Annotated in this window: 8 protein-coding genes; 2 read left to right on the top strand and 6 right to left on the bottom strand. The window is 64.1% G+C overall.

Features of this window, described 5'->3' with window-relative positions; translation table 11 throughout:
• The first annotated feature begins 32 nt into the window (after window positions 1-32).
• Both N8H74_RS25550 and N8H74_RS25545 read left to right on the top strand, forming a co-directional pair.
• On the top strand, window positions 33-1,073 hold the full coding sequence (locus tag N8H74_RS25550; RefSeq protein WP_262151246.1) for a GSCFA domain-containing protein: 1,041 nt from the start codon (window positions 33-35) through the stop codon (window positions 1,071-1,073).
• Window positions 1,042-1,731: a hypothetical protein gene (locus N8H74_RS25545; protein WP_262151244.1), complete on the top strand. Its 690-nt coding sequence runs from the start codon at window positions 1,042-1,044 to the stop codon at window positions 1,729-1,731. The genes N8H74_RS25550 and N8H74_RS25545 overlap by 32 nt, the downstream gene beginning before the upstream one ends.
• Before the next feature lie 49 nt (window positions 1,732-1,780).
• Here the strand turns inward: N8H74_RS25545 and N8H74_RS25540 are convergent, their stop codons facing one another.
• The 6 genes from N8H74_RS25540 to N8H74_RS25515 form a co-directional block, all read right to left on the bottom strand.
• The gene (locus N8H74_RS25540) at window positions 1,781-2,650 is read right to left on the bottom strand and encodes a TauD/TfdA family dioxygenase (protein WP_262151242.1); all 870 of its coding nucleotides are present in this window, start codon (window positions 2,648-2,650) and stop codon (window positions 1,781-1,783) included.
• Window positions 2,651-2,724: 74 nt separating this feature from the next.
• Window positions 2,725-2,961: an MbtH family NRPS accessory protein gene (locus N8H74_RS25535; RefSeq protein WP_262151240.1), complete on the bottom strand. Its 237-nt coding sequence runs from the start codon at window positions 2,959-2,961 to the stop codon at window positions 2,725-2,727.
• A complete protein-coding gene (locus N8H74_RS25530; RefSeq protein ID WP_262151238.1) occupies window positions 2,954-3,634 on the bottom strand; it encodes a hypothetical protein in 681 nt (226 codons plus the stop codon). Before N8H74_RS25530 ends, N8H74_RS25535 begins: the two co-directional genes overlap by 8 nt.
• Window positions 3,631-12,744: a non-ribosomal peptide synthetase gene (locus N8H74_RS25525; RefSeq protein WP_262151236.1), complete on the bottom strand. Its 9,114-nt coding sequence runs from the start codon at window positions 12,742-12,744 to the stop codon at window positions 3,631-3,633. Before N8H74_RS25525 ends, N8H74_RS25530 begins: the two co-directional genes overlap by 4 nt.
• The gene (locus N8H74_RS25520; RefSeq protein ID WP_262151235.1) at window positions 12,741-16,859 is read right to left on the bottom strand and encodes an amino acid adenylation domain-containing protein; all 4,119 of its coding nucleotides are present in this window, start codon (window positions 16,857-16,859) and stop codon (window positions 12,741-12,743) included. The genes N8H74_RS25525 and N8H74_RS25520 overlap by 4 nt, the downstream gene beginning before the upstream one ends.
• Complete coding sequence (locus N8H74_RS25515) at window positions 16,856-25,819, bottom strand: non-ribosomal peptide synthetase (protein WP_262151233.1); 8,964 nt, start codon at window positions 25,817-25,819, stop codon at window positions 16,856-16,858. Before N8H74_RS25515 ends, N8H74_RS25520 begins: the two co-directional genes overlap by 4 nt.
• Between the last annotated feature and the right edge of the window lie 726 nt (window positions 25,820-26,545).

Raw genomic sequence — 26,545 nt, 5'->3', positions numbered from 1 at the left:
TTCTCCGCGACCCGCCAAGGAGGCCTCTCGTCGTGAATCCCTATCAATGCCTGCCGCCCCGCGCCTTCTGGCGCACGGCCGTGGCCGACAAATCCGCGCAGGACATCAGTGAACTCTGGACCCCAGAGTTCGAGATCGGCAACAAGGACGCCATCGTCACCGCCGGCTCGTGTTTTGCCCAGCATATCGGCCGGGCGCTGGTGGAACGCGGGATGAACTGGCTGGACGCGGAACCGGCCCCGGCCGGGTTGCCGGAGGCCGACTGGAAAGCCCGCAACTACGGCGTATTTTCCTTCCGTACCGGCAACCTGTACACCCCCGCGATGTTGCGCCAGTGGCTCGAATGGGCGTTGGGTGTGTGCCCGCCCTCCAGCGAAATCTGGACTCACGACGGACGCTTTTATGACCCGTTCCGCCCGGCTGTGGAACCAGAAGGTTTTGCCAGCGAGCAGGCGTTGCTTGAATCCCGCGAGGCAACCCTGGCAGCCATCCGCACGGGCATCACCCGCGCCAGGGTGTTCGTGTTCACCCTCGGCCTGACCGAAGCCTGGGAGCATCGTCAGACCGCCCTGCTTTATCCCGTGTGTCCCGGCACCGTGCGCGGCAGCTTCGATCCGCAGCTTCACCGGTTTCGCAATTTCGGCTTTCTCGATACCTATCGCGAGATGACCAGAGCGCTGGAACTGATGCGTTCGGTCAATCCGCAACTGCGTCTGCTGCTCACCGTTTCGCCGGTGCCGTTGACCGCGACCGCCACCGGACAACATGCGTTGAGCGCCACCACTTACTCGAAATCGGTGCTACGCGCCGTCGCCGGGCAACTCTGCGAGGACCTGAACGACGTCGATTATTTCCCGTCCTACGAAATCATCACCGGCACGCCGTTCAAAGGCGCCTTCTACCAGCCCAACCAACGGGAAGTCACCCCGGATGGCGTGGCGTTCGTCATGCGGCAGTTTTTCGCCGGGCTCGACGCCGTGCAGTCGGTGCAAACATCGGCCGGCGCGCCCTCCACTTCCGTGTCCAGCGAGGATCTTGTCTGTGAAGACGCCGTACTCGACTACTACGCCTAGATTCCTGCTGTTGGGCGACTCCCATGCCGGTGTCATCGGCAAGGCGGCGCAGGCTCGTCAGGTGCCTTTCAGCGGCGGTCCGCTGGGGACCGGGCGGGATTTCGCGGTCGACTTCTTCAGCCTGACCCACCATGACGTGGTCTTTCGGGATGCCGAGATGCAGCGCCTGTATCGCCAGGCCCTCGAACCGTTCGCCGTGCCACAACTGGCCCGTGTAGCGGTGCCGCTGGTGAGTACTTTGGGCCTGAGCCTGCACTACCTCGCCACCGCGCCGAACTGGACCTGTTACCAGACCCCGGACGGTGAGTTCGACGAAGGTTTTTTCGCCGGGCCATTGTTCGCATCCATCATCGATACCCTGTCCCGGCCCGCGCTGGCCTTCTACGAACAGGCGCTGGCGCTGAACCTCAAGGTGTTCGCCGTGCTGCCGCCACAACGGGTGCCGGAGCTTTCCAACCCGCAAGTGTTCATGGCCGCCCAGCGGCGGCTGATCGAGCGTCTGAACAGCCTCGGCGTCGAGTTGATCGACGTGCGCGCGGCGGCGAACGATGAACACGGCTTTCAGCAACCGGCGTTCTGCGAAGTGGATGATCCGCTGCACGGCAATCTGGCGTTTGGCGCGTTGATCGTCGAACAACTGCTCCGGCGCGGCCTCTAGAGGCCCGCTCTCACAAGGGCAACCCATTCCAATGTGAGAGCGTTGCGGCTCAAGCCTTGGGCTGTGTCCCCAGGATCGTCACCCGCTCGCCATAACGCGAATGCGGGAAATAGTCCCAGACCGCGTGATGCTGGGTGCAGCGGTTGTCCCAGAACACCAGGGTGTTCGGCGCCCAGCGCACGCGGCAACTGAGCACCGGTTCCCGGGCGACCAGATCGAACAGCATGTTCAGCAGCACCTGACTTTCGCCTTCGGACAACTGGACGATGTGCGAAGTGAATCCGGAATTGACGAACAACGACTTGCGCCCGGTTTCCGGGTGGCGGATCACCACCGGATGTTCGGTTCTGGGCAGATTGTCCGGCGCCTGATAGCCCTTCCACGGAATCGCGCCATCGTGGATCGCCGTCAGCTCACCGAGAAACTGCTGCATCGTCGGCGAGAGCATTTCGATCGCCAGGTGCATGTTGGCAAACAGCGTATCGCCGCCGGTGCCGATGGCCGGGGTTTCCTTGACGTACAGCATCGAGCCCATGGACGGCGCCAGGTCCGCCGTACCGTCGGTGTGCCAGGTTTCGCCGGCGACGTAGCGCGACTGGGCATTGGCGCGGATCACCACCAGCTCCGGGTCATCGCCGTCGATGTCCTCCACCGGCAAGGCGCGCAGCTCACCGAACAGCCGACCAAACGCCTTGTGCTCGTCCACCGTCAGATGCTGGTCGCGAAACACCAACACATGATTCTCCAGAAAGGCCCGGCGGATTTCCGCGAGTTGCTCGTCATTCAGCGGCTGCGCAAGATCGACGCCGCTGATTTCGGCGCCGATGATCGGCGTGATCCGCTCAACACGAATGCGCTGGTACGGCGTACGCTTTTCTGCGGCGATGCGCTCGATTGCCTTGAGTGCCAATTGATCCATGTTCCCTCACCTTTTTATTGAAGCCCCCAGCTCTACCCTGTGGGAGCGGGCTTGCCGCGAAAGCGGTTAGTCGTTCAAAGCCGTTGTGACCGATCCGGCGCCTTCGCGAGCAAACCCGCCCCCACAGGGTCGCGCAACGAGCGTGGCCGCATGTCGGTCCAGTGTTGATTGATGTAGTCCAGACACGTCTGGCGCTCGCCGCGCATCCCCGCCTCATTCCAGCCGCAGGCCATCGGCTTGCCCGCCGGCCACAGGGAGTACTGACCCTGGGCATTGATCACCACCTCGAATTGCAGCTCTGCGTCACGCATATCGTTCTCCTGTTGAATGGGATTGCAGCGTTGCCAGGCTTCGACCCAGCCCTTCGGCGAGCGCGTTGAGCAGCGAACATCGCTGCTCGTCCGTCGGCGCACAGGCCCGCACATACACCCGCACCGATGCCCCGCAGACCTCTGCGTAGACCTGGGCGTCATCAGCGGCGAAGGCCCGGGCCGAGATTTCCGCGTTGGCACTGGCGTGGGTCTGGGCAAATGACGCGGCACTGGCCTCGGTGTTCAATTGCGCGTAGTAGTCGGCGAAGGCTTCGGCATTGCCAAAATGCTCGGCGAGCATCGCGGTGTTGGCCGGCGCGAGGCCGTAGCTCAGCGCGCTGGCATGGGCCTGGGCGTAAGCCGCGTCGTAGGCATAAGCCCGTCGATACAGCGCCAGCAACACCGGTTTGAGCGTGGCCCGCCATTCACCCTGGCGCCCGAGCACACCGAGTGCCGCTCGCCGATGCAGACTTTGCAACGCCAGCAGCGCCGGCCGATGCTCCGGCAATGCCTCGCACAACAACGGCATGACCACCTCGGCTTGCCACTGATGCAGCAACCGGAACGGCACAGGGCCGTCGAAGCGCGGAACCAGGGTTTCGGTCGACCGGGTTTCGTACAGCACATGCGTCAGTGTCAGCAGCCATCGCGGCGTGGCGACCGGTTCAGTCATGTCGACGCCTCCCGCGCGCCGATCACCTCGGCAATCATCCGCGCCCAGCGCCCCGCGACGATGCCGTAGTGGTCGGTGTCCAGCCGCTGCCAGCTCAGCAGACGCGGCAACAACGCTCGCCAACTGTGTTGCAGGTCGTCCATGTTCCAGGCATTGCCCAGGCCATAGGGATTGGCGTGCCCGGCGATGAACATCCGCGCCGCCGTCGCGGCCAGTGCCGGCGGCTGGAAGTCGGCCATGCTGCTCATGTTGTTGCGGCAGCAAACCGTCAGCCGTTGCAGATAGGCCAGACGCTCGTCGGACATCGCCTGCCCTTCACCGTCCGGCCAGCGTTGGGCAAACTCGCGCTGGAACACCTGCTCGATGGTTTGTTCGTCGATGCCCGCCAGTTCGGCACCGGCATCTGGCGCCGGTGGATCGATCAGGTACAACAGTGGCTGTCTGAAACCGGTTGTCTGCGCCTGCTGACACAGCGCCTGCGCCACCCAGGCACCGAACGACCAACCGGCCAGACGCCATGCACTGTCCGCCGGGAGATGGGCCTGAATCGCGTGCAGATACCACTGCGCGCGCTCGACCACGCTGATGTTCGGCAACGCCGGCAGGCGCAGCGCCGGGTCGGCGATCACGCAGACGCCCAGATCAGGATGCAGCGCCGACACCAGTTCGCGGTAAGCCTGAACATCGCCGCCCACCGGATGGATCAGGTACAGCCACTCCTGGCCGGCGCCCGCGTGCCATTGATCGATCCGCACCGCATCGCTCCAGTCCTGTGGCGCAGCGATTGGCACCTCGACCGTGCAGGCCTGCACCAAGGCCAATACCTCGTTGAGGCTGACCTTGTGACTGAACTGCGACAGCTGGAACACCTCGCCGGTGGCCGCCTGCAACTCGTCGATCAGGTCGAGCAAGGTCAACGAATCCGCGCCGAGGTCGTACAGCGAATCGTCGTCATCCAGCTCGCCAACCCCGAGCCACTTGCACAGGCACTCGCGCAGGCGTGCCGGCAGATCGGTGCCTTTCGGCGCCTCGACTGGCGCACTCCCGGCACCATGGCGAACCGGATAAAAGCGTCGCGCCGTGTCGATCCCGGTGGTGGAAATCAGCAATTGCGGCAATTGCGTCGCCATCGCCAGATCGAACACCCGGCAGCCCTCTTCAGCCGACAAGCCGACGGTCAAATGCTCCTGATGCGCGGCATCCCCGCCATTGTTGGTCGTCGCCATGCCGATATCGCGCCAGATATCCCAGTTGATGCCCAGGCGCACGCAAGCGCTGGCGGCATTCGGGCGATAGTGAGCGAATCCGTCGAGCACACCACTGGCCGCCGCGTAGTCCAGGTGACCGGCACCACCGAACAGCGCCGACATCGACGAGCAGTACAGAACGAAACCCGGTGACAGTTGCTCGATCAGGGTTTCGACGGCCAGCATGCCGCGCGTCTTGGCCGCCATGGCCTGAGCCATTTGCCCGGCATCGCGATGACGAATCAGGCTGCCCGCACCGACACCCGCCGCATGAATCACCCCGGCCAGACGACCATGACGCCGGGCCAGTTGGTCGAGGACTTGCGGCCATTGCGGCAGGTCGGCGATGTCCGCCTGAATGCAATCGATCCGCGATGCATAAGGCGCCAGCGAAAGCGGCAACTCAGCCTGGCGCGAGAGCAGCACCACCCTTCGCGCCGGTGCCTGTAACAGGTGTTCGCACAAGGTACGACCGATACCGCCGCTACCGCCCAATACCAGGAATGTGCCGTCCTCCGGCAGCAGGCTGGAAGCCACGCTCGCGCTCGGCGACGAATGAGCAATCAAACGCGGCTGCCACAAATAACCGTCGCGAACCGCCAGCCGCCGAGGCAGTGATGCCGGATCGCTCAGCACTGCCGCCAGTTCCCCGGCCTGCGCGCCGATGGATGGAGAAGACCAGTCGAGCCAGTGACAACGCAGCGGGTATTCCTGCGGCACCACTTCGCAGATCCCGGCCAGCGCCGCCAGTTCAGGGCGCCGTACCTCGCCCTCCACCGGACACGCCTGCCACGACATCAACCACAGCCGCAGCCGGATCGTGCGCGAGGTTTGCCCCCACGCCTGCATCAGCGCGCTGACCGTATCCAGGCAAGCCCACTGCGCCAGGTCGAGGCTTTGCTCATTGACCGCGCCGGACACCGCCAACGGCAAGGCATGCAGCCAGTCCATCTCGACCAACGCGGGTCCAGCAACTTCATCGAGCAACCGGGCCAGGGCGTCGGCGTCCAGCGGGTCCAGTTCGAAACGATCCGTGCCCAGTCGCTTGAAGCCGTTGCCCGCACGCACCTGGATCACTCGCCGATAAACCGTACCCAACGACTCCAGCAACGTGGCGTTGGGTGCGTCATGGCTGCACAGAATCAACCCTTCACGCCGGGCCCCTTTCGCCATCGCACTCAAGCGCCGGACACGCATCCACTGCCGTTGATGGAACCAGTCGGCCAGCGGCTGCCGCTCGATACCCGGCGACGGTTCCTCAACGACCGCTGCCGTCGCAGCCGGCTGAAAGCGACAGGTCTGCAGATCGAACGATGACGGCGGCAGATCCCACGGCGGTGGTGCCGAGCGCTGTGGCCAGTCGAGGTTCACGCCTTCGTACCAGGCCTCCAGCAGCACCAGCGGCGAATGATCGCGGGCAATCAGTTTTACGCCCGAAACCGCGACTTCCCTGATCGATGTCGGCTGCAACGGAATGTCGTCACCGGGCCGGCAGACCATCGCGAAACGCCAGCGCAATTGACGGCGACCGGACTGCAAGTGCCGCAACAGCGCGCCGTGCAGCTCAGGAAACCTTTGCAGATGCGCCTTGATCGCCGCGATATCGCGCAACAATTCCGCGCGGCTGTGGGCCGAAATCATCAGCAACGGCAGCGTGTCCTCGGCCGTGTCCGGCGTCTTGGGCGCGGCGCCGACAATCACATGGGCGTTGGTGCCGCCGATACCGAAGCTGCTGACCCCTGCCAGACGCCGACGCCCCTGCGGCCATGGCCGGGACGTGGTGGGTATGTAGAACGGTGAATGCTCAAGGTCGATCTGCGGGTTGATCCGGCCAAAACCGAGGTTCGGCGGCAGCACGCCATGGAACACCGCGAGACTGGCTCGAATCAACCCCACCACCCCCGCTGCCGCGCCGAGGTGACCGATCTGGCTTTTCACCGAGGCCAGCGCGCAACTGTCGGCAGGCGCGTCGCCGAAAGCCTTGGTCAACGCCGCGACCTCGATCGGGTCACCGAGCAAGGTGCCGGTGCCATGGGCTTCGACGTAGCCGATGTCCGCACCGGTCAATCCGGCCCGGCTCAAGGCATCGCTGATGACCGCGCTCTGCCCGGCCACCGATGGCGCGGTGTAACTCATCTTGGCCCGGCCGTCATTGTTCAGCGCCGAGCCTTCGAGCAGCGCGTAGATCCGGTCGCCATCCGCCCGGGCCTGGGCCAACGGCTTGAGCACCACCACCCCGTAACCACTGGCGCCGATGGTGCCGCTGGCGTCGTCGCTGAACGGACGGCACAAACCGTCGGCGGAAAAAATGTGCTGCGAACGATGACGATAGCCATCGCTCAGAGTCGGGTCGATCAACACCCCGGCCGCCAGCATCACATCACTGTCGCCCTGGCGCAGCATCGCGCTCGCCATGTGGACGGCGATCAGTGAACTGCCACACGCCGCCTGGACGCTCAGGGCCGGGCCGTTGAGATTCAGGTGGTAAGCGGCTTTGGTCGCGAGAAAATCCTTGTCGTGATGCAGCGCCATTTGAAAACCGTCCGGCAGATCGCCTGCGGCGGTGTCGCGCAACATCTGCTGGAAGTACGTGGTTTCGCCGCAACTGGCGATCAGGCCGATACGCGGGCCGTCGGTCGCCGGAACGATGGCCGCGTGTTGCAGGGCCTGCACGCAGCCCATCAACAGATGGCGTTGTTGCGGGTCCATCAGGCGTGCTTCCTGGCGACTGATGCCGAAATACTCGGGGTCGAAATCGAGCATGCCCGCCAGTTGGCTGCGGGCGCCGACCAGACCTTCGCTCGCGACAAAACGCTCGATGCCCAACGCGTTGCCTTGCACCATCGCCCAGAACTCGCCGAGGTTCTGCGCCCCGGCCACGTTCACCGACATGCCGATGATCGCCATCGGCTGATGCCCCGCATCGGCTTGCCGCACACGCTCGACGGCCGTCCCCGGAACTGCCGAAAGATGCGCCGCCAGCCGCCGTATCGTGACGTGTTCGAACAGATCGGCCATTGCCACCGGGTTCGGCAGTTCCTGGTTGTAGCGCGCGTGCAGACGCATCAGGCCGAGGCTGGTGGCGCCGGCCTCGAAAAAGGTTTGCTCCGGTTCGATGTCCCGGCCGATGACGGCACTGAACAGCTCGCTCAATTGCCGCTCCAGCGCGCTCAACGCCACGACCGGTTGCGGCGGACTGCGCCGCTCCAGTGCCTCGCCCAACCCCGGCAAGGCCTTGCGGTCGACCTTGCCGCTGGGCGTGCGCGGCCAGAGGTCGATCCGGCGATATTCGTCGATTCGCACATGCGCCGGCAGTTGCCGCGTCACCTGGCGATCCAGTTGCCGGGAGGTCGCCGGCTCGCCATCGAGTTGCAGCCAGGCGATCAGCCGCTGCGGCTCGGCCTGAACCGCCACTACCGCGTTGACCACTTGCGGCACTTGCATCAGCGCCGCTTCGATCTGCCCCAGCTCCAGGCGATGACCGCTGAGCTTGATCTGCTGATCGTCACGGCCCAGGTAATGCAGACAGCCTTGGGCGTCGGCCCAGGCCAGATCGCCCGTGCGATAGAACAAGCGGCTGTCGCCATCGGCCTGTGGCAGTTCGACAAACCGCGCCGCGTTCAACGCCGGATCCGCCAGATAACAACGGGCAACCATCGGCCCCGCCACCAGCAGGTAGCCCCGGCTGCCGATCGGCACCGGGCGGTCATGCTCGTCCACCAGCAGCAAACGGGCATTGCCGACCGCGTGGCCGATCGGCGCGCGCAGCGGCCAGTCCCGGGCCACGGGTGGCAGGCGCAAGGCGCTGACCACATGGGTTTCGGTCGGGCCGTAGTGATTGAACAGCGATGCCTGCGGCATTGCGCTGAACCACTGGCGCAGCGCGTCGGTGCAGAGCAATTGCTCCCCGGCGGTCACCACTTCGCGCAATGCCGACGGATAAACCCCTCGGGCGACGGCGGTTTGCGCCAGATGCTGCAAGGCCACGCACGGCAGGAACAGACGCTCGATCCGCGCCTCGACCATATACGCCAGCAACGCCTCGGCATTCTGGCGCCAGCACGGCGTAATCAAGTGATAACTGCCGCCACCGCAAAGGGTGCTGAAAATCTCCTGGAACGACACATCGAACGACAACATGGAAAACTGCAAGGTCACCGACTTCGCCGGCAACTGACCTTCGGTGCGCTGCCATTGCAGCAGATTGCACAGGGTTCGCTCCGACACCTGCACGCCTTTCGGCGTACCCGTGGAGCCCGAGGTGAACAGCGTGTACAGCGGCCGCTCGCCGGCATGACGTGGACGTTCGAACGGCCGGGCCTCTGCCTGCAAATCGACCCGGTGCAGATCAAAACGTCCGCTATCCAGATCCTCCAGCGCCGCCTCGGTCGAGCGGCTGAACAACAGGCAATGGGGCTGCGCCTGCTCCAGCACCTGACGCTGGATCGCCAGCGGGTACGCCGGGTCGAGCGGCACGGCGGTCAGATTGAGTTTCGCCAGCGCCAGCAAGGCGACGATATGCTCCACCGAGGTATCGAGGAACAGCACGACATGCAGCGGCGCGTCGTTGCCGACCGGCAGCGGATGACGCTCGATCACGGTGGCGGCCAGGGAATCGGCCAGCGTATTCAGCTCGGTATAAGTCAGGCGACGCGAACCCTGCACCAGCGCAGTGGCGTGCGGCGTACACAGCACCTGATGCTCGAACCAATCGGCCAGCGTATTGAACGGCACCTCGCCGCCGAGGCCTTCACTGGCGACCGGCAATCCGAGTCGATACGGCCCGAGCAGATCATCCAGAGTGGCCGCCGGGGTTTCCAGCAACAAGTCCAGACCACGGCGGAACAGCGCGTTCACCGCGCGCATCTGTTCGGCATCGAAGTAACTGCACTGATATTCCCACCAGCATTCCAGCTGCGATCCCGCGCCGACCATCAACAAGGTCAGCGGACATTTGGCGTGCAACCGCTCGCTGAATTCCAGGGTGGCGTGCAGGCTCGAATCGGCCAGGGCGGCGTAATCGGTGTTTTCCAGCACAAACATGAAATCGAACAGCGCGTTGCTCGACGACAGCCGCAGGTCTTCCACCAGATCCGCCAGGGCCACGTCCTGCAGCGCCAGCACCTCGCGCACGCAGGAAGTCTGCCTGCGCAGTTGCTCGCCCAGCGTCAGCGCGTGTTCGACGGCGGCAGGAATCAGCACGGTGTTGGCAAACATGCCGACGCTGGCCTCGAACTCCGCCAGCGGCCGGTTCGACACCGGGCTGGCGATCCGTGGCCGCTCGACCCCGGTCAGCGCATACAGGCTCCAGGCAAAGACACTGAACAGCACTTCGAACCGGGTCAGTCGCTGTTGCGTGCAGAACCGTTCGAGGGCGGCACTGCGCACCACACCCAGCGGCTCCCGGAGCAACCTGGCGTCCGGGCTGATCGCGCGCATCGGTGTCAGCGCGGACGACGGTTCTTCCTGACGTCGGTGCAGTTCGGCCAGCGCGCGGCGCTGATCGCGATAATGCGCATCGACGCTCCACTGCCGCTGCCACTGACCAAACTCCAGCGCGGTCAGGCGCGGTGACGGATCAGGCGTTTCGCGATTCTGCACAGCGTCGGTGTAAAGCTGCGTCAGGTCGTCGAACAACAAGTTCACCGACCAGCCATCGACAACGATGTGATGCAGGTTCAACAACAGCCGACAGCTGCCATCAACGAACGGCAACAGCCACGCCTGAAACAGGGCCGGCGTGGTCAGGTCGAACGGCGTATCGAATACCAGCGCCGCGAAGGCCTGCCAGTTGTCTTCGGTGAAGTGCCCGGGGGCGAAGGTGCGACAGGTCGGCCCCTGATCGGCAATCACTTGATCGAGCCCCTCGGCGCCGGCCACGAATGCCGTGCGCAATCCCGGATGACGCGCCACCAGACGCCCCACCGCCTCGGCCAGCGCCGACACATCGGCGCCCGCCGCCAGGTGCAGAATCAGCGGCACGTTGTATGCGGTTGAGGTGGGCGTACGTTGCTGAAGCAGCCACAAGCGGCGTTGTTCAGCGGTGGCCGGCAGGCGTCGGGCATTGCTGATCGCTGGCGCGGGGGGATAGACCGTATGGCAGGTCAGCTCATCGCTCAGGTGTTCGGCAAGTGTCGCGAAGGATTGGTCGAGCAACATGCCGATGCTGATTTCGCGCTGCCATTGGCGGCGAATCGCTGAACGCAGGCGCATGGCCTTGAGCGAATCACCGCCACTGCCCAGCCAGTCGTCCTGTGCGCTCAGGGCCGGTTGTCCGAGCAGCGAGCGAACCTCGGCCAGCAACCAGCTCAGGGCCGGCGATGTTTGGCCCTCGTCCACTGCATCAGCCACCGGATGCCATGGTTTCAGCGTTTGGGCGAGCAAGCTGTCGCGGTCGATCTTGCCATTGGCAGTCAGTGGCAAACGCGCCAGCAGAAACAGTTGATGCGGGCGCATGTAGGGTGCCAGATGCGTGCGCAAATGCGCTTCGAACTCGTGGAAGTCGAGTTCGAAGCGCGGCACGATGAACGCCAGCAACTGGTGGTCTTCGGCCGCCTGGCGCCGGGCGCAGACGAACACCTGCGCCACCCCGCGATGCTCGAGCATCCGTTGCTCCACCTCGCCCGGCTCGATGCGAAAACCGCGAATCTTCACCTGACGGTCGACCCGCCCCAGATACTCGATCAAACCGTCAGCGTTGCGCCGCACAAGATCGCCTGTGCGGTAATGCACCTGGGCGCCGCCGTCGAGTGCTGGCAGGCGCAGGAACTGACGGGCCGTCTCTTCGGGACGGTTGCGATAGCCACGGGCGACCCCGCTGCCACTCAAATACAGTTCACCGACCTCTCCCGCAGCCACAGGCCGCTGGCGCTCATCCAGCACCCACACGCCGGTGTCCGGCAACGCTCGGCCGATGGGCGCAAAGTCACCGGCAAAGTCCCGGCCAATCGGCCAGCACAAGGCGAACGTGGTGCATTCGGTAGGGCCATAGACGTTGAAGATCCGGCAGCGGCTCTGCGGGTTGGCGCGATACCAGGCACGCACGGCGGCGGCGCTGATCTGCTCACCGCCGATCAGTACCTGACGCAGGCTGGAGAAGCACGCCGGCCAGTCGGCAATCAAGGTGTTGAACAGCGAAACCGTCATGAACAGGTTGTCGACTCGCGTTTGCTCCAGCACGGCGGCCAGACGCCGTGCATCCAGCACGTCCTCGTCGGCGATCATCACGCAGCAGCCTCCATTGAGCAGCGGCGCCCACAGCTCGAAACTGCACGCGTCGAACGCCGGGTTGGACAGGCAGGCAAAACGATCCGTCGGACGAATCTCGATATAGGCATCGGTGTGCGCCAGTCGCAGCAAACCGCGCTCGCCGACTTCCACCGCTTTCGGCGTGCCAGTGGTGCCCGAGGTGTAGAACAGGAACATCACCTCGGCGAAGTCTTCTGCCAGGGGTTGTGGCGGGTAATCCGGCTGATCCAGCAACGCGTCGATGCTGGCCTGCCAGCAGGACGATAAGGTCGGCTCCTCGTTCAGCGTGATCAAGCCGACACACGCGGCATCGGCCAGCATCAATTCACGACGCTTGCTCGGGCTGGCGCGATCCAGTGGCACCACCACGGCACCGATCTTCAACGCACCGAGAATCACCGCCAGCCATTGCCAGCCGCGTGGCATGCACAGCGCCAGCGACTGGCCGGGCCGTATGCCGCGCGCCTGCAAGCCTCTGGCGATACGTTCGCTGGCACTGGCAAGCTCGGCGTAAGTCAGCGTCAGCGATTGATCGATGACCGCCGGTGCCTGCGGATTACGCTGCACCTGTTCGGCGAAACGCGCGAGCAAGGTCATCTGATTGGCAGCCCTCATGACTTCACCTCCTGTGCGTCAAAGCGTTGCAGCTCCTGCCCGATGACCTGCGAGACCCGATGGATTTCCGCACTTTCCAGCATGTCCCAGTGCCCGCCGCTCACCAGTTTCGCCAAATAGCCGTCACCGGCCCGACGACGCCAGAAACCGCGCAACTCATGCAACTGACGGCGGCTGAAATCCTCCCGCGCCTGGATCAACACCACGCGGCCGGCCCGAGGTGCGCACTCATAGGCCGCCATGGCCAGACGATTGTGGTTATAAATATTGAAATAGCGCTCGACCTGCGCGTCTTCGATGCCGGGGTACATGCCGTTGAAGCGCACCAGTTTGTCGCGGAACTCGGCCATGTCGACGGTGCCGATCTGCTCGCGGAAACCTGGATCGTCGCTGCCCTGAGTGTCGAGCAGCACCACGGTCACCTGGCGATGCCCCGCCGCCGTCAGAAGCCGGGCCATCTCATAGGCCACCAACCCGCCGAACGACAAACCGGTGAGGATCAGCGGTTGCGCTGTCAGCGGCTCGATCAAACGCAAGTACGCCTCGGCCATCGCTTCGACCGTCGGCTCGGCGCTCTCCCCCGGATTCAGCCCCGGCGATTGCACGCCATAGACGCCGACCCCATCGGGCAGCACCTTGGCGAGCGACAGGTAACAGAACGCCGTTCCGCCCGCCGGGTGAATGCACACCACATTGCTCTGGCCTGCGCCACGGCGGAATTCGATCAGGTTGCCTTGCGCCACGGCCGGGTTGGCCCCGACCCGCAGCCAGCCGCCCAGCGCTTCGATGGTCGGGTAGCTGAGCACCACCCGCACCGGCACTTCGACAGCAAACATCCGGCTGATTTCATGGGCCATTTTGATCGCGGCAATGGAGGTGCCGCCGACATTGAAAAAGTTGTCGCGGATGCCAATCTGCGGCGCCAGCAACAGGCTTTTCCAGATCTGATACAGGGCCAGTTCAATGTGATCCCGAGGGCTGCTCAGGTTGACCTGCCGATTGGCCATTTGCTGATCCGCCAGTGCCGTCAGCGCGGCGCGGTCGACCTTGCCGTTGGCCGTCAACGGTAAAGCATCGAGCCACAGGTAACTGCCGGGGATCACCGCTCGCGGCAACGTTGTCGCCAGATGCGCCTGCACCGCCGCTTCATCTGGTTGCCCGGCGTCCACGCAACAGGCCACCAGACGCTGCTCCTGTGCCGTTTCGCCGAGCATCAGCACCACCGCGCTGCGAATGCCGGGAAACGCTTCGAGCCGCGCCTCGATCTCGCCCAGCTCCAGGCGCACGCCGCGCAGCTTGACCTGGAAGTCGTTGCGCCCGAGAAACTCAAGTTGGCCATCGGGGCGATAACGCGCCAGATCGCCGCTGCGGTAGAGCCGATCCCCGGCCACGAACGGATTGTCGATAAAGCGCTCGGCGCTGAGCTGCGCCAGTCCCAGATAACCACGGGCCACACCGACACCCCCGATGTGCAAGTGCCCGGTGACGCCTACCGGCACCGGCGCATCGCGCTCATCGAGCACGTAAAAACGATTGTTGGCGATGGGCCGACCGATCGGCAGTTGCCGGGCCGGCACCTCGGCGCCCGGCTCCAGCGTCCAGAGGCTGTTGATCACCGTGGTTTCGGTCGGGCCGTAGACGTTGTGCAGACGCGCATGGGGCAAACGCTCCTGAAAGCGTCGGGCCAGGGCTGGCGGCAGCTCGCCGCCGCCGCTGAACACGTCGGTCAGGGTCGAACACAGACTGACGTCCTCGACCTCGAGAAACAGCTGCAGCATCGCCGGCACGAACACCAGCGCCGTGATCCGTTGCTCGCGCACTTCGCGCGCCAGATAGGCCGGTTCGTAATGCCCGCCGGGCCGCGCAATCACCAGCCGTCCGCCGGTCGCCAGTGGCCAGAACGTCTCCCAGGCCGAAGCATCGAAGCCGAACGGGATTTTGTGCAACATCGCCCCGGCCTCGCCGCAGACCTGCAAACACCACAGCAGCAGGTTGCTCAGGCCACGGTGGGCGACCATCGCGCCCTTGGGCAAACCGGTGGTGCCCGAGGTGTAGATCACGTAGGCGAGATGATCGGGCGTGACTCCGACGCTGCGCGGGTCAAGGTTGTCCGGCGACAATTGCGCCCAATTCGCGGCGTCGTCCTTGAGGTCGAGCAGCGGCGCTTCCCAGGTCGAACCCTGCAGCGCCTGGCGCAAAATCCCGTGTGCCGCACCCAAGGTCAGCAACACCGCCGGGGTGCTGTCGCCAAGTATGTGGCTGAGGCGCCCCAGCGGATAATCCGGGTCCAGCGGCACGTAGGCACCGCCCGCCTTGAGCACCGCCAACAACGCCACCGGCAACGCCAGCGAACGCTCGATGCACACCGCCACGCGCACGTCCGGGCCGACACCCAGACTGCGCAAGTGCCGCGCCAGACGATTGGCCCGGGCATTCAGTTCGGCGTAGCTCAGCGACTCACCTTCGAACACCACCGCACAGGATTGCGGGTTACGCGCAGCCTGGGTTTCAACCAGTTGATGCACGCACTGCGCCGGTTGTGTCAGGGGCGTCGAGCGGTTGAAGTCGACCAGAATCCGTTCCCGCTCGGCTTCGCTCAGCAGCGCCAGCGCACCGATCGGTTGCTTGGCGTCCAGGGCGATCTGCTCCAGCAGATGTCGGTAATGTCCGCTCAGGCGCTCGATGGTCGCGGCGTCGTACAGGTCGGTGTTGTATTCCACCAACAAGTGCAACCGCCCTTCGCGCTCGACCCACTCGAACGCCAGATCGAACTTGGCCGTAGCGCTGCTGGTGCTGTACGGCGCCAGTTCCAGACCGGGCATCTGCACGGCGTTGCCAGGGGTGTTCTGCAACACCAGCATCACCTGGAACAACGGCGAATGCCCCGGATCGCGCGGCGGGTTGACGGCTTCCACCACGCGATCGAACGGCACGTCCTGATGGGCGTGAACATCGAGCCTTTGCCCGCGCACTTCGCGCAGCAATTCGGCGAAGGTCTGCCGCGGGTCCAGATGTTGGCGCAGCACCAGCGTGTTGACGAAATGGCCGATCAGCGGCTCGATTTCCGGGCGGTTGCGGTTGGCGAATGGCGTGCCGATGCACAGATCCTGCTGCCCGCTGTGACGCCACAACAGCACCGCCAACGCGCCCAGCAGGACGTTGAACAATGTGCCCTGGGTCTGCCGGGCCAGCGCCGTGAGTTCGCGCAGGGTCCCGCTGTCGAGGGATGAGCTGAACGTGGCGCCGACGTAGCGCTGCACCAACGGTCGCGGCCGGTCGGTGGGCAATGTCGACAGCGCCGGCGCATCACCGAGCGTCCGCCGCCAGTAATCGAGCTGAGCGTCCAGCACCGCGCCCGCCACGCGCTGTTGTTGCCAGCAGGCATAGTCGGCGTATTGCACCGGCAACGGCGCCAGACTCGATGCCCCGCCCTGCCGGTAGTCGCCATACAGCGTGGCGACTTCGTGCAGGATCACGCCCATCGACCAGCCGTCGGCGATGATGTGATGCACGCTGTACAGCCACAGGTATTCATCATCGGCCAAGCGCAGCAACGAGGCACGCAACAGCGGCCCGGTGGCCAGATCGAACGGCGCCCGGGCATCCTGTTCGACGGCGCTTTTGACGCGCTGCTCGCGTTCGTCCGCAGCGAGCTGACGCAGGTCCGTCACCGGCAACGATTGCGGCATCGATGAATGCACCACCTGACGCGGTTCGCCGTTCACGCGGCAAAATGTGGTGCGCAGGATTTCGTGGCGACTCACCAGTTCATTCAGCGCCCGCTCCAGCAGCGCCACATCCAGCCGTCCCTTGAGCGTCACCGCCGTGGGCACGTTGTAGAACGGATTGCCAGGCTCCAGTTGATCGAGAAACCACAGCTGCCGTTGTGAAAACGACAGCGGCCAGGCGGTTTGCTCGCCATCACGACGGGGAATCGTCGCGCCCTCCTCCTGGCCGCCGAGCAAGGCAATCAGTTCCTGCTTGTGACGCTTGAGCGCCTGGGTCAGCTCCTCGGTGAGAAAACCACGGGGCGCCTTGCAGCGCAGCTTGTCGCCGTCCACTTCGAGCACCACGCCCTGGCGAGCGAACAACGTCAGCAATTGATCGGCATTCATACCTCAAACTCCTCCATGTCATCGTCGCCAGGGCTTTGCATCGCCGGTTCCAGAACAAATGTCTCGACCGGCGCGCGGTGTTGCTCATCAGCCGTGCGCAGGCCACCGACCATTGAATAGATCAACTCATGGCTTGGCCCGAGGTCGAACAGCGCGGTCAATTGCTGCTCTTCGATCGAACCGATTCCGCACAGGCCCAGCCCCTGTTCGACGGCGGTCATAGTCAGCAACTGAGCCATGGCGCCGCTTTCGATATGGCAGAAGTCGCGGCTGCGTTCGCCATACAACGGCCGGATTGCCGCCATGTCAGCGATGAAAAACAGCGAGAACGCGGCGTTCTCGTACACCGGCCGATTGACGAAATAGTCGTAGGTATCCGGGTCGAGCAAACCGCTCTGCAGCGCCAGCAACCGGTGCTGGCGGGGATCGTAGTAATACGCGCCACCGGGTACGCCGAGCACCCGATCCGGCTTGACGTAAAGGTAGGCCTGAAGCGGATACAGCCCGCCGGCCGACGGGAACTGGTATTTCACCTCGCCGTCCAGTTGCCCTTGCGCCAGCGCCGCCAGCCAGTGCGCGAAAGCCTGGGTGGCAATCGGCTGCGCGTCGTACTGGCGTACCGAGCGGTACTCGCTGAAACGCCGGGCAAACGCCGGGTCCTGCGGCAGCAGCAATTCCACCGCCGGCAAGGCTTGAGCGAAGCGGCGGCGCCCGTGTTGTTCAGCCTTGAACTGCGCCCGCTGTTGCGGATCTTCGATGATGTCTTGGGCGATATTCGCGGGCTGCCGGACGTTGCCGAGCAGATCCTGACGTGCCCGGTTCTGGCGATACATGCCGAGCAAATGCAGCAACGTCGGCTGGGCCAGCAACTGCGCCACATGCGGGCGGAACTGCAAGGCGCCGGACAAGGCGTTGCTGATCCGCACGATATCGATCGAGGTGGCGCCGAGATTCAGCAGGTTGGCATGGGCAGCGATGGCATCACGCTTGAGCACGCCCTGCACGATCTCCACCAGTTGCTGCTCCTGCGGGCCGTCGACTTCCAGGGCCGGCCCCTGCACCTCGGTCTCTGTCGGTTCCGGCAGACGTTTCTTGTCGACTTTGCCATTGGACGACAATGGCCAGGCGTCGACGAACGTGAATGACGGCGGAATCATGTAGGCCGGCAATTTGTCACTCAGGTAATCGGTGAAGTCGCTGGCCTGCAAGTCTGGATCGGCCTTGAGCACATAGCCCGCCAGACGTTTCTCCCCCAGTGTGCTGCCGAGTATTCGCACCACCGCGCTTTGCACGCCCGGATGACGGTTGAGCACCGCTTCGATCTCACCGAGTTCGATGCGGTAGCCCTGGACCTTGACCTGATTGTCTTCGCGACCGAGGAACTCGATGTTGCCATCCGGCAGCAAGCGCCCCAGGTCGCCAGTGCGATACAAGCGCTCGCCGGTCAACGGATGAGCGAAGAAACTGCCAGCGCTGAGTTTCTCGTCGCGCCAGTAACCTTTCGCCAGACCGATGCCGCCGATGTACAACTGGCCCGCCACCCAGGTCGGACGCACTTGCAGGGCTTCGTCCAGCACGTAGAAGCGCTGGTGATCGAGCGCCTTGCCGTAGGGGATGCTGCGCCAGTCGGGATCGACCTGTTGCACGGGATAGCAGATCGACCAGATCGACGCCTCCGTCGCACCGCCGAGGCTGATCAGTTGCAAGTCCGGCTGCAACGCCCAGGCACGCTCCGGCAACGTCAGTGGAATCCAGTCGCCGGACAGCATCGCCACCCGCAGGCAGGCCGGCAACGCACCGCCCTCGCCTTCGATGTATTCGAGCAACATGCCGAGCAGCGCCGGCACCGAGTTCCACAGGCTGATCCGATGGCGTTCGATCAATGCCAGCCAGTGCGCCGGATCGAGAGCCAGTTGCGGTTCGAGCATCACCACCGCCGCGCCCACGGCCAGGGTGCCAAAGAAGTCATACACCGAGAGATCGAAACTCAGCGACGAAATCGCCAACACGCGATCATCCGGGCTGACGGCAAAACGCCGGTTGATGTCGAGCAAAGTGTTGACCGCGCCGCGATGGTCGATCACCACGCCTTTGGGCTGACCGGTGGAGCCGGAGGTGTAGATCACGTAAGCGAGGTCGTCTGGTGTGATGTGCACCGGTTGCAACGTCGCGGGATCGGTCATGACGTCAGCGGTTACGACGACGGTGCGGACCGATGCCGGCCATTCGATCTTGTCGAGCAGCGCCGCTTGGGTCAGCACCAGGGTGGCTTCGGCGCGCTGCAGAATATGCCGCAGGCGCTCCGAAGGTTGGGTCGGTTCGATCGGCAGGTAAGCGCCGCCGGCATAAAGAATCGCCAGGGTCGCGACCACTTGCTCCCAGCCGCGCTCCATCACCACCGCGACCAGACGATTGGGCACGACGCCTTGAGCCTGAAGCCGAGCGCCCAGTTGCCGCGCTTCCGTACGCAGTTGGGCGTAGGTGAGTTGTCGAGCGCCAATCACCGCCAGCGCCTGCGGCGTGGCAAGGGCCTGACGCTCGAACAGTTCGTGCATCAGCGGCAGCGTCTGCACGCTGTCGACCGGCGCCGGCAAACGCGCCAGGGGCAGCAGCTGCGGCGTGTTCGCGCCCCACGCCGCTGGCTCGCAGAGGCTATCCAGCAGCGCGTTATAGGCGACGAACATCTGCTCGATCATGCCTTCGGGGAACAGTTCGTCGATGCTGTCCCAGTTGAACAACAGCCGCCCTTCCAGCTCCAGCAAGGTGTGGTCGAGCCACACCTGCGGGGTCTGGGTGATGCTGTGCATGTGCCTGGCGTTCAACGCGTCCGCGAGGTTGAATTCCGCCAGCTCTGGCGCAGCTTCCGACAGGGTGCTGTTGAACACGATCGGCATCGCCGTCTGCTGCACACCCCGTGCCTGGGACAACTCGCGCAGCACCCGCACGCCGCTGACCACCGAATGATCGATGTCCCGCCAAAGTTGCGCCTGCACCGCGCGGGCCTTGTCGGTGAAACTCAGCGCGCCGTCGATGCCGACTTCCAGCAACACCAGCGAGGTGAAGTCACCGATGATTTCATCGACGTCCGGGTGCAACGGCATGCGGTTGAACAGCGGCAGGCTCAAGGTGAAACGTGGTGTGCGACTCCACAGCGCGAGCACTTCGCTGAACGCGGTCAGGAGCATCACCGAAGGCGTCACCGCAAACTGCTTGGCCACGGCTTTGAGCTGTGTCCACTGCGCCGCTGACATATCGCGGTCGCGCCGGGTGAAATGCGGGTTGGCAATGCTCTCGGGCTGGCGCACCAGCGGCAGGTCCGGCGCCGGTGCCAGGGTGATCAGTCGCTCGCGCCAGTAGCTCAGCGCCTGCTCGTAACGGCTGCCATTGCGCAGTTGCTGTTCGGCCAAGACATAGTCGCGGAAGGTCAGGCCCGGCTCGCTCAGGTCCAGGGTCGGATCGACGTAGTACGCCATCAGCTCCCGCGCCAGAATCTGCGTGCTGGCGGCATCAACGATCAAGGCATCGAGGCTGATGTGCAGGTGAGTGATGCCGTCATCGAGCAACGACAGACTGAACTCGAACAACGGCCAGCGACTGGCATCCAGCACCTGATGGGACTGGCGTTCGCGGGTCGCTTCGAGCGTGCGCTGCGCCACCTCGGCGGACAAACCACGCAGGTCGCTGCGCGGCATGCGGTAGGTCGGCACCTGTGCCAACACCTGTTGCGTGCCGTCGCTGAGGAACACCACGCGCAGCATGTCGTGACGCAGGATCATGCGGTTCAGCGCCTGCTCGAACCGCTCGGCGTCGAAGTCGGGGATGCGCAGTTCTTCATAACCGTGGGCGCTGACCCCGCCGAGGCTGACCGTGGACTCGCGCCCGAACCAGTAGGCTTGCTGGATATCGGTCAGGGGGAATGGCGCGTGCCGGGCGTCGCGGTCCGGCTCGATCGGACTGAAGGCTGGCTCGATGCGGACTTCATCGTTGCGCGAAGCCTGCACCTGCGCCGCCAGATCCATCAGCACCGGCGTCTGGAACAGGCGGCTCAGGGACAATTGCGCGCCCATGCGCTGGTTGATCGCGTAGATCATCCGCGTCGCCAGCAGCGAATGGCCGCCAAGGTCGAAGAAGTTGTCGTGGATGCCGACCCGCTCGCACTTGAGCACGTCAGCCCAGATCTCGGCCATTTGCTGTTCGATGTCGTTACGCGGCGCGACGTAATCGGCCCCGGCGCTACGCTCGGGCGCCGGCAGCGCCTGACGGTCGAGCTTGCCGTTGCGGGTCAGCGGCAGTTGCGAAAGATGCACCCAGGCACTCGGAATCATATGCTCGGGCAGCTGTCGTTGCAGCTCGGCACGCAGGGTTTCGCCGGTGGCGGAGCCGACCACGTAGGCCACCAGCCGTTTGTCGCCGGGCACATCCTCGCGCAGCAGCACAGCGGCTTTCTGCACGCCGGGTTGCTGTTGCAACAGGCTGTCGATCTCGCCGAGCTCAATGCGGAAACCGCGCAGTTTGATCTGCTGATCGATGCGTCCCAGGTACTGCACGTTGCCATCGGCCAGGAGCTTCGCCAGGTCGCCGCTGCGGTACATCCGCGCGCCCGGTTCGTCACTGAACGGATCCGGCAGGAAGCGTTCGGCGGTCAGGTCCGGGCGATTCAGATAACCTCGGGCCAGACAGGCGCCGGCAATATACAACTCGCCCGCCACGCCGACCGGCACAGGATTCAGATGTTCGTCCAGCACGTACAACCGCGCATTGGCGATGGGCCGGCCAATGGGCGGCGCGTCCGGCCAGGATTCGGCATCGCTACACGTCAGGCTGAACTGGCTGACCACATGGGTTTCGGTCGGTCCGTACTGGTTGTGCAACTGCGCACCGCCAAGTCCACGGACAAAACTGCGCAGCTCATCATTGATTTGCAGGGCTTCGCCGGCGGTGATGATCTCGCAGCCGCCGGCCGGCATCAGTGCATCGGCCTCGGTCAGACCGGCGAGTTGCTGCAACACGGCAAACGGCAGAAACGCGCGCTGCACGCCTTCGGCCACCAGGGTCGGACGCAACGCCGCAAGGTCCTTGCGGCTGTCCTCGGTCATCAGCAACAGGCTGCCGCCCTGACAGAGCGTGCTGCAGATTTCCTGGAACGAAACGTCGAAATTCAGCGAGGCAAATTGCAGCACGCGTTGTGGTGCGGTGGTCTGGTCGAGTTGCCAGGCGATCAGGTTATCCAACGCGCGACGGTTGTGCGCCACCCCTTTCGGTCGCCCGGTGGAGCCAGAGGTGTAAAGCACATAGCCGAGGTTTTCCGGGTTCACCCGCACCTGCGGATCACGGATCGAATGCTGCGCCCATTGCGGTGCGTCGGTGTCCAGGCAGCAGATCGGCAACGTTTCGCTGACGGGCAGACCGGCGCGCAGGCTGGATTGCGTCAGCAGCAAGGTCGGCGCGGCATCGTTGAACATGAAGGCCAGGCGCTCACCCGGATACGCCGGATCGAACGGCACGTACGCCGCTCCCGCCTTGAGGATCGCCAACAGACCGATGACCATCTGCGGCGAGCGCTCCAGGCACAAGCCGACGCGATGCTCGGGACCTGCGCCTTGTTCGATCAGGTAATGCGCGAGCTGGTTGGCGGCCCGATTCAGTTCGCCGTAGCTCAGTTGTTGGTTCTGGGCGAGCAACGCTACCGCGTCAGGAGCCTGCCGGGATCGGGCTTCGAAACGCGCCATGCAATCAGGTGTCGATGAGGTATCGCGGGCGGTGCGGTTCCAGTCGTGCACGATCCGTTGCCGTTGTTCGGCGCTCAGCAGATCGATCATTGCCAGCGGTCGCTCGCAATCCTCGACCATCTGCGTCAGCACCCGGCGCAGGTACTCGCCGAACTGCACGACAGTGTCCCGCTCGAACAGACCGGAGGCGTACTCCAGACCGCCGACAATCTGCCCGTCACGCTCGCTGAGTGCCAATTGCAGATCGAACTTGGCGACATGGTGACTGCTCGAGACCGGAGTGACCTCCAGCCCGGTCAGCAACAGGTCCGAGTCCTGATCCTGCTCCCAGGCGAACAACACCTGGAACACCGGGCTGTGGGCCAGGCTGCGCGGCGGGTTGAGCAACTCCACCACTTGCTCAAACGGCAGATCCTGATGCTCCTGGGCCTCCAGCGCAACGCGACGCGCCTGTTGCAGCCATTGCGCCACCGACGGTGTACCCGAGCGGGTCATGCGCAGGGCCAGGGTGTTGACGAAGAAACCGATCAGCCCTTCCAGTTCCTGTTGCGGACGGTTGGCCGAAGGTACGCCGATCACCACGTCGCTCTGCCCCGACAGGCGCGACAGCAACAGCGAAAAACCGGCCAGCAACGTCATGAACAGCGTGGTGCCTTGCTGCATGCCCAGAGCTTTCAGGCGCGCGGTCAACGTTGGGTCGAACTCCAGCGGCACGAAACCGCCGAGGTAATCCTGCACGGGTGGACGCTTGTAATCGGTCGGCAGCTCCAACAACACCAGCGCGCCCGTGAGGGTTTCGCGCCAATAGCGGGTTTGTCGATCCAGCACGTCGCCGGTCAACCACTGCTTTTGCCACACGGCGTAATCCACATACTGCACCGGCAGCGGCGGCAACGGGTCGTCGCGATCCTGCAACGCGGCCTCGTACAACTGGCCCAGTTCGCGGGTCAGCACGCCCATCGACCAGCCGTCGGAGATGATGTGGTGCTGGGTCAGCAGCAGCACATGGTCGTCCGTCGCCAGCCGTACCAGGCTGACGCGCATCAGCGGACCACGGCTCAGGTCGAACGGTTTGGCACCCTCTTCGTCGATCAAGCGGATGAGCCGCTCTTGCGAGTCGTGCCCCTGCAAGTCGATCACCGTCAGCTTGATGCAATGCGCGGGCGGCGAGACTTGTTGTCGCCCTTCCCCTTCAACGGCAATGAAAGTAGTCCGTAGCGCATCGTGTCGCGCCACCAGTTGATTGAAGCTGCGCTCCAGTGCCGGAACGTCCAGAACGCCACGTAAACGCAGGTTCAACGGCATGTGATACGCCGCGTTGCCGCCCTCCATTTGCGCCAGAAACCACAGGCGCTGCTGGGCGGACGACAACGTTTGCGCACCCGAGCGTTCAACACCCGTGATGGCCGGGCGAGCCGCGGCCTGACTGGCTTGCAGCCCTTCGGCGAACTGTTTCAGGACGGGTGCTGCGAACAACGCCGAAGGCGCTACTTCCAGACCCAGCGTGTGTCGAACCTGAGCCAGCACCCGCATCACCAGCAACGAGTGCCCGCCGAGAGCAAAGAACTGATCCTCACGTCCGACCCGCTCCACGCCAAGCACTTCGGCCCAGATCCCGGCAAGCGCGGTTTCCAGCGAACCTTGCGGGGGTTGGTAATCCTGCTGATCGAATGCGTGGCTGTCTGGTGCCGGCAACCCTGGACGATCGACCTTGCCGTTGGCGGTCAACGGCAGCGCATCGAGACGCACGAACGCCGTCGGCACCATGAACTCCGGCAGGCTGAGTTGCAACTGCTCACGCAGGGAGCGCGGGGTCAGTGCCGCGCCGGTACTTTCGCAGTAGTAGGCGACCAGTCGGGATTCGCCGGGGTTGTCCTCGCGCAACAGCACCACGCTTTCGCGAACGCCGGCGATGTCCCCCAGACGGGTTTCGATCTCCCCCAGCTCCAGGCGCAGTCCGCGCAACTTGGTCTGAGAGTCATTGCGTCCGAGAAATTCCAGTTGGCCATCGGCCCGATACCGCGCCAGATCGCCGGTGCGGTACAGGCGTTCGCCTGGCACAAACGGATTGTCAATGAAGCGCTCGGCGGAGAGTTGCGGCAGGTTCAGATAGCCCCGCGCAACACCGACGCCACCGATGTGCAATTCGCCCGCGACACCCATGGCAACCGGTGCGCCCTGAGTATCGAGCAGGTAAATGCGGGTGTTCGGCAACGCCCGGCCGATCGGCAGTACGCCGTAGGTATGGCTCGCATCGTTGTATTCAAAACAGGTGCTGTCGATGCTCGCTTCGGTGACGCCATAGGCCTGGACGATTTGCACCTGATCGCCGCAGAGCAGGCGCAGTTGTCGCGCGCTGTGGGCGGTCCAGATGTCCGAGCCGCACACCACGGTGCGCAGAAACGACAAGTCGTGACCGCTCTCTTCGACCCAGGCCAGCAACGGGTTGAGCAGCGCCGGTACGAAGTCGGCAAAGCCAATTCGCGCCTCGTTCAACAGACGATACAGCGCCGGCGGATCCATCAGGGTTTCCCGTGGACAGAGCACCAGAGTGCCGCCGAACCCCAGCGCACGAATCAGATCCGCACTGAACACGTCGAAGGAGAAACCGGCCATTTGCAGGTGATTGATCGGCTCGTCCAAGGCGTAAAGCTGCTTCCAGGCGGCGCTCACGGCGATCAGCCCGCGATGCTCGACCATCACGCCTTTCGGAGTGCCGGTCGAGCCGGAGGTGTAGATCACGTAGGCCAGGTGTCGAGACGTCAGTCCGACAGCGCAAGGGTCGAGGTTGTCGGGTGACTGCGAAGCCCAGAGGCTGGAATTGGCCAGATCAAGCAGCGTGGGTTCAACCGTTGAATGTTCGAGCGCGACGAGCAACGGGCGGCGGGCTTCACCGTGAGTCAGCACGACTGCCGGCGCGCTGTCAGCCAGCATGTGGGCAAGCCGCGCCTGCGGATAAGCCGGGTCCAGCGGCACATAAGCACCGCCGGCCTTGAGCACCGCGAGTACCCCGACCAGCATCTCCAGCGAACGCTCCAGGCATAACCCGACTCGCACGTCCGGCCCGACGCCAAGATCGCGCAAGTGGTGAGCGAGGCGATTGGCGCGTGTGTTGAGGTCGCGATAACTGAGCGCTTCATGCTGCCAGCGTGCAGCTATGGCGTCGGGGTTACGCAGAACCTGCGCTTCAAACAGAGCGTGTACGCACTGCTCGGCATCAAACGGCAGCATAGTGCGGTTCCCGTCGTAGTCGGCGTCGGTCAGTACGACGTCATCTGTTGTTTTTTTGGATGAAATACCGGGCTGCGCAGGAGTCGTCCCACGCAAGGAATTGTTGTCGAACATCGGAGGCTACCGTCCATGACTGCTTTATTTTTGTGATCAGGCAGGGACAGTGCGAACCCCACCAGTCAGGCTCCGGCATCGAATGCCGGTTCGGTCATTCGAAATTCAGGAAGAAGGCGCGGCACGCGCGGGCTGGTTCACGTCACGGTCGGACGTGTGCACACGCATGAAATTGAAGGGGGATTGGCTGGCGATAAGCACCGCAACACGGTCATCGCAAACAGCTGGAGAATTGACGGGTACATTGGCGACATCCATCGCCCTGCCCATTACATCGACGATTGCAAACCGCGTGACCAATTGAAACCTCGACTTCCATTTGAGGGTCAACGACGAGGAACAACCTGCGCGGGGGTGACAGCGCCAGGGTGGTCCCGATCGGCTGCGATTACCGGGTCTGTAGACACACGGCAATCTTCTGGCGCCGGGTTTGTGACCCGATGCGCCGCCGGATAATAACCATGTTTTTTGCTGGAGAGGTACACAAAATGTAGGAAATTTGCGAAATAGCCGTAGGCCATCCCTTCGTCCGGGTACTTTTTCGCAGGCAAAACAAAACCCCAACTGCTTTCGCAATTGGGGTTTCGGAATTTAATCTTGACGATGACCTAC

It is taken from the genome of Pseudomonas sp. B2M1-30, from assembly GCF_025447575.1.
Lineage (GTDB): Bacteria > Pseudomonadota > Gammaproteobacteria > Pseudomonadales > Pseudomonadaceae > Aquipseudomonas > Aquipseudomonas botevensis.
This window is presented reverse-complemented; position numbering and strand designations above follow the sequence as displayed.

Coding starts and splice junctions, on each gene's coding strand:
- N8H74_RS25540 (WP_262151242.1), bottom strand. CDS start 2,650: ATGGATCAATTGGCACTCAAGGCAATCGAGCGCATCGCCGCAGAAAAG.
- N8H74_RS25530 (WP_262151238.1), bottom strand. CDS start 3,634: ATGACTGAACCGGTCGCCACGCCGCGATGGCTGCTGACACTGACGCAT.
- N8H74_RS25515 (WP_262151233.1), bottom strand. CDS start 25,819: ATGCTGCCGTTTGATGCCGAGCAGTGCGTACACGCTCTGTTTGAAGCG.
- N8H74_RS25520 (WP_262151235.1), bottom strand. CDS start 16,859: ATGAATGCCGATCAATTGCTGACGTTGTTCGCTCGCCAGGGCGTGGTG.
- N8H74_RS25535 (WP_262151240.1), bottom strand. CDS start 2,961: ATGCGTGACGCAGAGCTGCAATTCGAGGTGGTGATCAATGCCCAGGGT.
- N8H74_RS25525 (WP_262151236.1), bottom strand. CDS start 12,744: ATGAGGGCTGCCAATCAGATGACCTTGCTCGCGCGTTTCGCCGAACAG.